Below are 12,785 nucleotides of genomic sequence, written 5' to 3' on the forward strand. Positions count from 1 at the left end.
ATAACTTGAACTTCGTCTGATTTCTCAATCACTTCATCTAATAACCTATATAGGTAGTAGTTACGGTCTTAGTTAAATCATTAATTTTGTGTTGAATATGATGAAAAAATGACACCATAAAAACCTCATTTTTTTTGTTAAACGTCCCATTATAAAATCTATCAGACATATAGTCTGAAATTATTAACCGTTGTGTTATGAAGCAAAGACTACTTTATACAGTATTTTTTCTAATACTCTTTCTTGTAACACAATGTGCTTTTGCTCAAGATGCCGATAATGATTCTATTGCAGATCATATTGATCTTGACGATGATAACGATGGTATACCTGACATTGTTGAACAAGGAAGTGCGATTCCAAATGAACCAGAATGTGGGAATGAAATTAACTTTGATTTTAATGCATCTCCAATAGAAGTGTCTGGAGATGGCAATGTTTCAACTATTCTAGAAGGTGAAGTCTTTAGATTTGCCAATATTAACACAGGTATTGATGCTTTAGTTACCGTTGTTGAGATTGTTGGAGCAACAGTTCAGGATCTGGATGATGACTATACCAATTCAACCTATTTCAAACCAAATTTACAGTTTTCAAATATGGCTTCAGGATTAGAGGCTTTTGCAGAGTTTGAAATTCAGTTTGTACAATCAGGTACATCAATTGCTGTTATAGTGCCCGAAGTATTTATAAATTTAAATGACATTGATGGTAATGCCTCGTTGTATGAAAAAAATAAAGTACAAACTCCAGTAAGCTACGTTATTGATAGTCCTACAAATGTGACAATTTCTGAAGAAGAAAATTTTCTAGTAGCGACTTCAGGAGGCACAAATTATACAGGAACATCTAATATTAATCCGAACAATAATATTTCTGCTCGGTATTTTGATTTATCTAGTTATACTGTTCGTCTTGGAATTCTATCCAGAACTTATATTAATAATGAAATTAGACGTTATAGTTTAGAGTTTTCTTGTGTAACTAATTATATAAATCCTCAAATTGTTTTGGCAGATTCTGATGGAGATGGTATTGCTAACTACTTAGATATCGATAGTGATAACGATGGGATACCAGATAATGTTGAAGCACAATCTACTGTTGGCTATCTTCAGCCTTCGGCAATTGTTAATGTCTCTGGAATTCCAAGTAATTACGGAACAGGATTAAATCCTCCTGATACTGATAGTGATGGTATACCAGATTATCTTGATAAGGATTCAGATAATGACGGAACCTTTGATGTTTTAGAAAACGGACTGGCAAATACGCTTTCAAATTATGATACAGATAAGGACGGTTTAGATGATAATTTTGAAACAAATGGAGTAAATGATAGTGTACTTGATTTAAATGAAGATATAGATAACCCTTCGGCTTTGCCTGATGCAGATGGCGATTTATTAACTGGTGGAAATGTTGATTATCGAGACTTATTTGATATAAATCCTCCAGAGGTTGCAGCATTAGATTTTGATGGTACTAATGACTACTTATCTTGTAACGGGTTTGTAGATGGGTTAGACCAGGTCACTATTATGGCTTGGGTGAAACTAGATGATACCGCTTCAGGAACTATGACTATTGCAGGAGAAGATACAGGTTGCAGACTATTTGTTGAAAATGGGAATACACTTGGGTTTTCAACTAAAACGAATGGTAATATTGCAAGTTCTGTTTTAAGCTCAAGTATTAATTATAATGAATGGCACCATGTTACCGGAACATTTTCTTCTTTGAATGGTCGCAGTGCACTGTATATAGATGGTGAATTAGTTGGTTTTAACAATGGAGCTGCAGCTTCAAATATTGATATCACATCAAATAGTAATGGCGCTTTCGAAATAGGAAGACGCTCAAGCAGAGTTGGTGACAGAGAGTATTTTAAAGGACAAATTGATGAATTAAGGCTTTTTAATATCACGCTTACAGCCGAACAAATTCAGCAGATGGTTTTTCAGGAAATTACCAATAACTCAGGAATTGTAAGAGGCACGTTAATCGATAAGGATATTATAGACCATACCACTTCTAATTCGCTATTTTGGAATAACCTGTTAGCTTATTATCCAATGTCTGAAGTAAGAGGAAATACCTTAAACGATTACTCACAATATTCAAGGAATTTAACCATAACAGGAATCAGTTCAATGCAACCACAAACCGCACCTATGCCATTTCAAACTCATAACTCTGGTGATTGGAGTCAAGAGAGTACCTGGTTATATGGAGATGTTTGGGATATCGAAAATGCAATAACTAACAAAGATTGGAGTATTATAGATATAAAAAACGATGTGACATCTTCAAATTCACATACTAATTTAGGCTTGTTTATAAATGACGATAAGAGATTAACCATAAATGGTAATCATAAAGTAGAAAACGCTTGGTATTTTGAACTTAACGGAACTTTAGATCTCAGTGACGATTCACAACTTGTACAAGGATTTTTTAGTGATTTAGTAACCTCTCCTCAGGGAAAAATTTTAAGACGACAAGAAGGAAATGCAAATATGTACTGGTATAATTACTGGGCATCTCCTGTTGGATACCTTGCAGCTACTTCATTGATTGATAATAATACAAATTTAAACAACTCAAATAATACAGTGTTTAAACTAAATTCACTTAAAAAAGGAGATGGTAGTACTATCACATTTACCAATGCTAATCACCAAACAGGAAGTATTAGTACACGTTGGCTATATACATATATAAATGGAGTAACGTATTTAGATTATACATCTATAAATCCAAATACAAGCCTGCAACCAGGTGTTGGTTATACCCAAAAAGGTACAGGAAGTATAGATCCTGAACAACAGTATGTGTTTGAAGGAAAACCAAATAATGGAACAGTAGCAATCAATGTGACAGATACTGGTGGAAGCGGTTCAGTACCTTCAGTATCCAGAACAAGTTGTCTGTTAGGAAATCCTTATCCATCTGCTATCGATCTTCATAAATTTATTGATGATAATGTCGGTGTTATTAATGGATCGATTCAGTTATGGCAACAATGGAGTGGAAATTCTCATTATTTAAACGATTATAATGGTGGTTACGCCTTAGTAACGAAATTAGGTTCTGTAAGAGCGTCTCAGTTTATTGGTCTAAATGGAGGAAGCAGTGGAAATGAAGAAGGTACAAAATTGCCAACACGATATTTGCCTGTCGCACAAGGTTTCTTTACCGAAATTGTATCTGATGGAACCATTGTTTTTAAAAATAGTCAGAGAGTTTTTATCAAAGAAGATGATGCAAATGGCACCTACAATTCGGGCTCTGTATTTTTAAGAACCACCAGCTCTACAGGCAACAGCATGTCCTCTCAAAATACTGCCCTTATGCAAAAGATACGTTTAGAGTTTGCATCAGTTAATGGTCCTGCAGCACGTCGAGAGCTATTATTAGGTTTTAGTAACTTTACTACTGATGCTTTTGATTATGGTTATGATGCTAAAAATTTTAATGAGAATCCCGATGATTTGAATCTGATTTTAGATAACGAATTAATGCTGATCCAGTCTTACAGTTCAATTTCTGATGATAAATCTGTACCATTAGTTTTAAATGCTTCAGGAGATTATAACTATACAATTAAAGCGACTTCTTTGGAAGGTATTGATGAAAATCAAACCGTGTATTTAAAAGATAACCTTACAGGTGTATATTTCAACTTAAAAAGTGAACAAGCTTATGAGTTTTCTTCTGAAACAGGAACCTTTCAAACAAGATTTGAAATTGTATTTCAAGATCAAGGGGGTACGCTTTCAGAAGAAGAACAGCACTATCAGTACAACTTAATTTATTTTAATAATGATACAAATAAATTGTTTGTTAAAGGGCTTCAAAACAATGTCAATCAACTTAAAATTCTTAATGTTTTAGGGCAATCTGTTAAAGAGTTTATGAATGTTAAAGCACAAGATTTGAATAACGGATTTGAAATTTCAAATATAAGCAGTGGGACTTACCTTGTGTATCTTAAAACGAATTCAGGCATTAAAACCAAGAAAATAGTGATCAATTAAAACCTTAAAAGCTGAACATTTGAGGTATTAAGCTGGTAAATTATACCAGTAACACATTATCCTTTTTATTGATGTCTTCATGGGTAATATTTGTTTTCAATTAAAAAAATCACAAACTTTAGTCCTGCCAACCTTTTAACCAACTACAATATGGGAAATCCAAGTTTAGATTTTCTACAATCAAAATTTAATATTTCTAAAGAAACATTTGTAATTCTTAAAAATCTATCTACCGAAAAAACATTAAAAACAGGAGATTACATCATTGAACAGGGAGGAATGAGTAATAAGCTTTATTTTTTAACGTCTGGTTTAATGAGCTCTGTTCGGGTGTCTGAAGCAGGAAAAGAATACACAAAAAATATTTATTCGCCAATTAATTTTGTCGGACCATTAAGCTCGATTTTAACAAAAAAACCTTCACAATTAGCTTATGAAGCCTTGACAGACTGTAAGGGTTATGAGGTCGATTATGAAGAGTTTTTTGGTCTAACAGAAACAATCATTGAAATAAGTAATCTTTACAACAGAGTTTTAGAATATCTTTTTTTAGTTTATGAAAGAAAACAACTCGAATCGATTTCCTTAAATGCTACTGAGCGTTATCAATTGTTAAAAAGTAAAATTCCAGATATAGATCAACAAATAGCACAGTATCAAATTGCTTCATATTTAAACATTACTCCAGTTCAATTGAGTAGAATCAGAAAAGATCTGAAACAGAATTAACATATGTTATTTGGTTTTAGAGTAAAAGTGCTTACGTTTGTTGAATAACTAGACAACCTTATATCCCATAATAATTAATAGCAGACTGAAAAAAGCAAACGTTAAAAATGTTTGCTTTTTTTGTTTAAAACCAATCAAGTACGCTTATCTTAAATTCATGTGACTTTTTATGCTTTTTAGTGTCTCAATTCGTGTAGATACATTATTCCTGTAATGAAAAAGGTCAAAAGAATCATTTCTATAATAGCGCTATTTATCGTATGCATAATCTTGTTTTTTAGTGTTCTTACTCTTATAAGTGAATTGCTAACATTTACATGAAAAACACCAAAAGAATCTTGTCCTTAATCGTGTTGTTAATCGTATTTTTAATAGTGATTTTTCATGTTTAGTTAATTGTTAAATGATGCGATATATCAAACCATACTTTATTATCTGTAATGCTCTCTCTTTTTTGGCTTAATATCCCTCTAATTTTCTTAAAATTCCTTAATTTCGCGACTCGATTAGAATACTGATATCATGAGCGCGAAATTTCCTGAATATAAAGGACTTGACTTACCAAAAGTAGCAGAAGACATTCTTAACTATTGGGAAGAACATAACATCTTTGAAAAAAGCATTTCTACCAGAGAAGGTAATAAACCTTTTGTTTTTTTTGAAGGTCCACCTTCTGCAAATGGATTGCCAGGTGTACATCATGTTTTAGCTCGTGCTATTAAGGATATTTTCCCACGTTATAAAACGATGAAAGGCTTTCAGGTAAAACGTAAAGCAGGTTGGGATACACATGGTTTGCCCATTGAACTAGGTGTTGAAAAAGAATTAGGAATCACTAAAGAAGATATCGGAAAAACAATTTCTGTCGAAGACTACAACGCAGCATGTCGTAAAGCCGTAATGCGTTATACAGATGTCTGGAACGACCTTACACAAAAAATGGGCTATTGGGTAAATATGGATGATCCTTACGTTACTTACGACCCAAAATACATGGAAAGTGTCTGGTGGTTACTCAAACAAATTTACGATAAAAGCTTACTATATAAAGGCTATACGATTCAGCCTTATTCACCTAAAGCAGGAACAGGATTAAGTTCTCATGAGTTAAATCAACCAGGAACGTATCAAGATGTGACTGATACTACTGTTGTTGCTCAATTTAAAGCAAACGAAGCTTCATTGCCAGATTTTTTACAAAATGAAGGCGATATTTACTTTTTGGCCTGGACGACTACACCTTGGACGCTACCTAGTAATACAGCTTTGACGGTTGGGCCAAAAATTGATTATGTGTTGGTTGAAACCTATAACCAATATACATTTCAGCCAATGAATGTGATTTTAGCTAAAAAATTAGTGAATTATCAATTCTCAGGAAAATTTAATCTGGTTCAAGATAAATCTGAGTTGTTAAATTACAAGTCAGGCGATAAAAAGATACCTTACTTTGTTGTAAAAGAATTTAAAGGAAAAGACCTCGTAGGAATTACATACGAACAATTATTGCCTTTCGCGCTTCCAAATGACAATCCGCAAAATGCCTTTAGAGTCATTTCAGGAGATTTTGTTACCACAGAAGATGGAACAGGAATCGTTCACACAGCACCAACTTTTGGAGCAGATGATGCGCTAGTTGCCAAACAAGCAACACCAGAAGTGCCACCACTTTTAGTAAAAGATGAGAATGCTAACTTAGTGCCTTTGGTTGATTTACAAGGTCGCTTTAGACCAGAACTTGGTGAATTTGCTGGCAAGTATGTTAAGAATGAATATTACAATGTTGGTGAAGCTCCTGAGCGCTCTGTTGATGTAGAACTTGCCATCAAATTAAAAGAAGAAAATAAAGCCTTCAAGGTAGAAAAATACAAACACAGTTATCCAAATTGTTGGAGAACAGATAAACCCATTTTATACTATCCGTTAGATTCCTGGTTTATTAAAGTTACCGATATTAAAGGTCGTATGCATGAGTTGAACACGACTATTAACTGGAAACCAAAATCAACTGGAGAAGGTCGTTTTGGGAATTGGTTAGCGAATGCAAACGATTGGAATTTATCCAGATCTCGATATTGGGGAATTCCATTGCCAATCTGGAGAACCGAAGATGGTAAAGAAGAAATCTGTATTGGATCTGTTGAAGAACTTAAAAATGAGATGTCAAAAGCTGTTGAAGCTGGAGTACTTTCTAAAGACATTTTTGAAGATTTTGAAGTTGGAAACAATTCCGAAGCCAACTATGCCAAAATAGATTTACACAAAAACATTGTCGATGAGATTGTACTAATTTCACCAAACGGTCAACCTATGAAACGTGAAGCAGATTTAATTGATGTCTGGTTCGATTCTGGTTCGATGCCTTATGCGCAATGGCATTATCCTTTTGAAAATAAGGAACTTATCGATGAAGGAAAGTCATTTCCTGCCGATTTTATTGCTGAAGGTGTCGATCAAACTCGTGGTTGGTTCTATACTTTACATGCTATAGGAACTATGGTTTTTGACTCTGTTGCCTATAAAAATGTCGTGTCTAATGGCTTAGTTTTGGACAAGAACGGACAAAAAATGTCGAAACGTTTAGGTAATGCAACCGATCCTTTTGATACATTGGCAACTTATGGAGCAGATGCCACGCGTTGGTATATGATTATGAATGCCAATCCTTGGGATAATTTAAAATTCGATTTAGAAGGTATTGAAGAGGTAAAACGTAAGTTCTTCGGAACTTTATATAACACGTATTCTTTTTTTACGTTATATACTAATTTAGATGAATTTACCTATTCTGAAACAGATATTCCTTTAGCTGAACGACCAGAAATTGATCGCTGGATTTTATCAGAATTGCACACCTTAATTCAGAAAGTAGATGATTATTACGCTGAATACGAACCAACCAAAGCAGCAAGAGCAATTTCAGATTTCACGCAAGATTACTTGAGTAACTGGTATGTGAGATTAAGCAGAAGACGTTTCTGGAAAGGGGATTATCAGTCTGATAAAATTTCTGCATACCAAACGCTTTACACATGTATGGAAACTATTGCAAAGTTAGGCGCTCCAATAGCACCTTTCTTCATGGATCGTTTGTATATGGATTTGAATTCGGTGTCTAAAAAGGAAGTTTTTGAAAGCGTTCATTTAGCCGAGTTCCCAAAATTTGATGCATCATATGTTGATAAAAGTTTAGAGCGTAAAATGGAAAGCGCTCAAACAATTTCTTCACTGGTTTTATCGTTAAGAGCTAAAGAAAAGATTAAAGTACGTCAGCCACTACAAAAAATTATGATTCCTATTGATTCAAAAGAACAAAAAGAGGAAATTTTAGCAGTATCAGGTTTGATAAAATCTGAAGTGAATGTAAAATCTGTTGAGGTCTTAGAAGATGCTTCAGATATATTAGTAAAACAAATTAAACCCAATTTCAAGGTTTTAGGACCTCGTTTCGGACAAGATATGAAAGCTGTTGCTCAGGCAATTAACAAGTTTTCAGCAGAAGACATCAAAAAAATCGAGCAAAAAGGTCGTTTAGACGTTGAAATTAATGGAAAAAACATTACTTTAGAACAATCAGATGTAGAGATTACATCCAAAGACATTGAAGGATGGCTTGTGGCAAGTTCAGGAGCATTAACTGTAGCTTTAGATGTCACTATTACTGAAGAATTAAAAAAAGAAGGTATTGCTAGAGAATTAGTAAACAGAATCCAAAATTTACGTAAAGATTCTGGTTTTGAATTGACAGATAGAATAGCAGTACAGTTTCAAAAAGATAAACAAATTATTAACGCAATAAACAAGAATTTAGAGTACATAAAAACAGAAACACTTACCGACGAATTGGAAATTTTAGACACCCTAAATGATGGTATAGAAATTGCTTTTGATGATGTAAATACCAAATTGTTTATACAAAAAATTTAAAAACATGGCAACAGATAGCAACGTAAGATATTCGGATAAAGACCTAGCAGAGTTTAAAGCATTACTCTTAGACAAGATTGAAAAAGCAGAACATGATTTAGAGCTTATTAAAAGCGCATACATGAACGACCACAATAATGGTACAGATGATACATCACCAACATTTAAAGCTTTTGAAGAAGGTAGTGAAACAATGAGTAAAGAAGCAAATTCTCAGTTGGCAATTCGTCAGGAAAAATTCATTAGAGATTTAAAAAACGCTATTATTAGAATTGAAAATAAAACTTATGGTGTGTGCAGAGTTACAGGAAAACTTATCAATAAAGACCGTCTAAAACTAGTGCCTCATGCCACGCTAAGCATTGAAGCAAAAAACATGCAGTAAACTTTATGAAATACTTATATTAAACGTCTTATTTTTATAAGGCGTTTTTTTTTAATAAAGGTTGCAACGAAATAAAAGGCTTATTTTTGCATCAGTAAAATCGAATCATGTCATTACAAAAAGCGACACTCCTTATCCTCATTATTTTATTGGTAGATCAAGTATCTAAAATCTACATTAAAACTCATTTTACATTAACTGAAAGCATAGAGGTGTTCTCATGGTTTCAAATTTTGTTTGTGGAAAATGAAGGAATGGCTTGGGGAACTAAAATCAGTGATTTTGTGTCATTTATGTCAGATAGAACAGCAAAAGTATGTTTAACTGTTTTTAGAATTTTAGCTGTTATTGGTATTGGGTACTGGTTGTATAAATCAATCAAGTTGAAACAATCTAAAACTTTGATTTTTGCAGTTTCTCTTATTTTAGCGGGCGCTTTAGGCAATATTATTGATTCTGTTTTTTTTGGAGTATTATTTGATTCAAGTGCAGGACAAGTGGCTTCCTTTTTACCTGCTGAAGGAGGTTATGATGCTATTTTTCATGGTAAAGTTGTAGATATGCTCCATTTTCCAATGTGGAGTGGTGTAATGCCAGATTGGATACCGTTTTATGGCGGACAATACTTTACCTTTTTTGAACCTGTTTTTAATGTTGCAGATATGGCAATAAGTACAGGAATTGGAATTTTAATTTTCTTTAATAAACGTGCTTTTAAAACTGACGAAGCTGCGAATCAGTCTGAAACACCTTAGGTTTAAAATCTGTAAATTTTTTCTGGAGTTACACAATAATCTAGCTTGACGTCGCTTTCAAAAACATCTGCAATCCGTTTTTCACCTTTAAAAAAAGACAAGCCGATTTTAAGGGTTTCAGGTTTACAGTTTCTTAAAAATACATCGTAAAAGCCTTTGCCATAGCCAACACGATGTCCAGTTTCATCAAAAGCTAATAGCGGAATGAAAACCACATCAATTTTTTTAGAATCAATTATAATACCATTTAATGGCTCAGGAATATGCCATTTGTTTTTTTTGATTCTTGTGCTATCGGTTAATAAATAATGTGTCATTTCTAAAGTTGAAAAGTCACTTTTTGATATTACAATATGTTTATCTTTTCCTGAGAGTATATTTAAAATATAATCTGTATTAACTTCGTTGTGTTCCGTTATAGATAAAAACGTATGATAAAATTCGTAATCCCAAATGGGTAAGCTAAGCAATTGATTTGCAATCTTCATACTCAAATCTTCAATTTGTTCTATTGAAAGATTTTTACGCAAAACCTTATAGGCAGTTCTTAATTGTGATTTAGTCATTTTTCAGAGCTGTTGATATATGAAAAATAGCATCACCTTGATAAATAATAGGTGATTCGTTAATATTAAAAATATAACCATCTCCTGGTGATTTTACGAAGTGATTAAAACTTCCGTAAGGATCAGTGATATGCCCAATAACATCATCAACTTTTACATAAGAATTGATTTTTACTGCAGGATTAAACATACCAGAATACTTAGCACGAATCCATTTACTTTCAGAAATAAAAACACATGATTTTTTGGGTTGTGACACTTTAAACTTACTACTAAGCATGCCAAAATGATGGAGCACACGCTTTGCTCCATTTACTCCAGTATTTGTGATTGTATTGTCGATATTAAACGATTTTCCGCCTTCAAAAAGTAATACTGGAATTCCTAACTTATAACAAGTGTTTCTGAAGGATTTATTAAGGTTTTTTGAGTACAGCACAAAAGGAGCTCCAAATATTTTAGCGAGTTCATTTAAGTTTTTCTCACCTTCTACAATTCTAATTTGTGCAGCATTAAACCGATCTGCACCACCTGTATGAAAATCCATGACCAGATCTGCATGAGGTAGAATTTCAGTCACTAATTTAAATGCAACTCTACTTGCTAATGAGCCACCTTTGATGCCTGGAAACACACGATTTAAATCGCGTCCGTCTGGAAATTCCCGATCCATATGTATAAATCCGAATACATTAATAACAGGGACACAAATAATGGTTCCCTTTTTAGGCTTATTTATACCTTTGGCTATAAGTTGTCTCACAATTTCAACACCATTTACTTCATCTCCATGAATTCCAGCAGTAATTAAAACGGTTGGACCTGGTTTTTTTGAGCGTTCAATAATAACAGGAACATCTATCGTGTTTTGTGTATGAAGTTTAGCGACATTAAAGCTGACGGTTGCACTCTTACCCAAAGCTACTTTTTCTCCTAATATGTTTAAAACATCTTTATCGCTCATTTTAAAGAAATTTAATTCCTGTTACGCTCAATAAAAGTGATTATTGCTCTTGCAATATTTTTACCAGTTGCGCCTTCAATGCCTTCAAGTCCAGGAGTAGAATTTACTTCTAAGAGTAAAGGACCTCTTGCAGACTGTAACATATCTACACCACACACAGGTAGTTTTAAAGCTTTTGAAGCATTCATTGCTAATTTTAATTCGTCGGCATCAAGTTTAATAATCATAGCACTTCCACCACGATGTAGATTAGATCTAAACTCACCTTCTTTGCCTTGTCGTTTCATGGCTCCAACCACTTGACCGTCTACCACTAAAGCTCTAATGTCTGCTCCTTTTGCTTCTTTAATAAACTCTTGTACAATCACACGAGCCTGAAGTCCGTTAAAGGCTTCTAATACAGATTCAGCTGCGTTTTTTGTTTCAGCTAAAACCACACCTAAACCTTGTGTTCCTTCTAAAAGTTTAATTATTACAGGAGTTCCACCAACATGTTCTATGACTTCTTCAACATCGCGTGAGTAGTTTGTAAATACTGTTTTTGGCATTCCAATTCCAGCTTTACTCAAGCGCTGTAAACTTCTTAGTTTATCACGTGATCGCTGGATAGCATCTGACGTTACAATGGTAAACACACCCATCATTTCAAATTGACGAACTACTGCGCAACCATAAAAAGTTACTGAAGCACCAATTCGCGGAATAATAGCGTCTACATAATCTAAGTATCTATCTTTATAATATATAGTTGGTTTTTCCTTTTCAATAATAATATCACATTTCAAGGGATCAATAACTTCAACCTTGTGTCCTCTAGCGATCCCTTCTTCGATTAAGCGTTGCGTAGAATACAAATGTGGGTTTCTAGATAAAATAACTATATTCATATGTGTTTGCTATTAAAAGAAACGTTTTCCATATTGACATCTACTAAGAATTTTTTACTTAGAAATTGCCTTCCGATTAATACAGGGAATTTCATATCGTCTCTAGTGCTTAAAGTTAAGTTAATCTTATAGGTTTTACCAAAGAATATGACTTCAGATTTAATTTTATAACGATTTTCTTTAAATCCGTTACTGCTTTTAACGTCAGTTAATGTGTAGTTTTCAAAAATAACCGACTCACTTTTGAAGTTGGGATGGCCCTTACTCTCAAACGTACAAATCAATTGATGATCTTGTTCTATAATATTCGAACAGTGAATTGCAGAGGTATAAGCACCAGTGTCAATTTTTACAGCAACGTGTTCTAAATTCAATTTAGGAAAGTCAACAATATCAACTCGTCCAATAATTTTTTTAGTCATTTATTTTTTTTAAAAAAGAGGCGCAATGTAATCAATAGATAACTAGAAAAAACAATTTTTATATTATTTTTCAATTAATAAAGAAGGTATTGGCTACTAAATGCTAACTT

9 protein-coding genes are annotated in these 12,785 nt (G+C 33.4%); 5 read left to right on the forward strand and 4 right to left on the reverse strand.

Annotated features, from left to right (window positions below; translation table 11 throughout):
• Positions 1 to 197 precede the first annotated feature (197 nt).
• The 5 genes from ACRHNM_RS02835 to ACRHNM_RS02855 all read left to right on the forward strand — a co-directional run bounded on the left by ACRHNM_RS02835 (position 198) and on the right by ACRHNM_RS02855 (position 9,836).
• The gene (locus ACRHNM_RS02835) at positions 198 to 4,040 is read left to right on the forward strand and encodes a LamG-like jellyroll fold domain-containing protein (RefSeq protein ID WP_431133440.1); all 3,843 of its coding nucleotides are present in this window, start codon (positions 198 to 200) and stop codon (positions 4,038 to 4,040) included.
• A 150-nt stretch (positions 4,041 to 4,190) separates the two neighbouring features.
• Positions 4,191 to 4,769 (forward strand): Crp/Fnr family transcriptional regulator, encoded by a 579-nt coding sequence (locus ACRHNM_RS02840; RefSeq protein ID WP_431133442.1) that lies wholly within the window; start codon positions 4,191 to 4,193, stop codon positions 4,767 to 4,769.
• 522 nt (positions 4,770 to 5,291) lie between these two features.
• Entirely contained in the window at positions 5,292 to 8,696 is a 3,405-nt protein-coding gene (ileS, locus tag ACRHNM_RS02845; protein ID WP_431133444.1) for an isoleucine--tRNA ligase, read from the forward strand.
• A 4-nt stretch (positions 8,697 to 8,700) separates the two neighbouring features.
• Positions 8,701 to 9,081, forward strand: coding sequence for a TraR/DksA family transcriptional regulator (locus tag ACRHNM_RS02850; protein ID WP_431133446.1), 381 nt, complete (start codon positions 8,701 to 8,703; stop codon positions 9,079 to 9,081).
• 107 nt (positions 9,082 to 9,188) lie between these two features.
• Entirely contained in the window at positions 9,189 to 9,836 is a 648-nt protein-coding gene (locus ACRHNM_RS02855) for a lipoprotein signal peptidase (protein ID WP_431133448.1), read from the forward strand.
• Between the two features lie 2 nt (positions 9,837 to 9,838).
• On the opposite strand, the gene ACRHNM_RS02860 is transcribed toward ACRHNM_RS02855, so the two are convergent.
• The 4 genes from ACRHNM_RS02860 to ACRHNM_RS02875 are packed head-to-tail and all read right to left on the reverse strand — an operon-like array spanning position 9,839 to position 12,675.
• A complete protein-coding gene (locus ACRHNM_RS02860) occupies positions 9,839 to 10,402 on the reverse strand; it encodes a 5-formyltetrahydrofolate cyclo-ligase (protein ID WP_431133451.1) in 564 nt (187 codons plus the stop codon).
• The gene (locus tag ACRHNM_RS02865; protein WP_431133454.1) at positions 10,395 to 11,366 is read right to left on the reverse strand and encodes a succinylglutamate desuccinylase/aspartoacylase family protein; all 972 of its coding nucleotides are present in this window, start codon (positions 11,364 to 11,366) and stop codon (positions 10,395 to 10,397) included. The genes ACRHNM_RS02860 and ACRHNM_RS02865 overlap by 8 nt, the downstream gene beginning before the upstream one ends.
• Positions 11,367 to 11,377: 11 nt before the next feature.
• Positions 11,378 to 12,253 (reverse strand): 30S ribosomal protein S6--L-glutamate ligase, encoded by an 876-nt coding sequence (rimK, locus tag ACRHNM_RS02870; protein WP_431133457.1) that lies wholly within the window; start codon positions 12,251 to 12,253, stop codon positions 11,378 to 11,380.
• On the reverse strand, positions 12,250 to 12,675 hold the full coding sequence (locus ACRHNM_RS02875; RefSeq protein WP_431133459.1) for an ATP-dependent zinc protease family protein: 426 nt from the start codon (positions 12,673 to 12,675) through the stop codon (positions 12,250 to 12,252). Before ACRHNM_RS02875 ends, rimK begins: the two co-directional genes overlap by 4 nt.
• Positions 12,676 to 12,785 lie beyond the last annotated feature (110 nt).

The organism is Psychroserpens mesophilus (genome assembly GCF_050617655.1).
In the GTDB taxonomy this organism is placed as follows: domain Bacteria; phylum Bacteroidota; class Bacteroidia; order Flavobacteriales; family Flavobacteriaceae; genus Psychroserpens; species Psychroserpens mesophilus_A.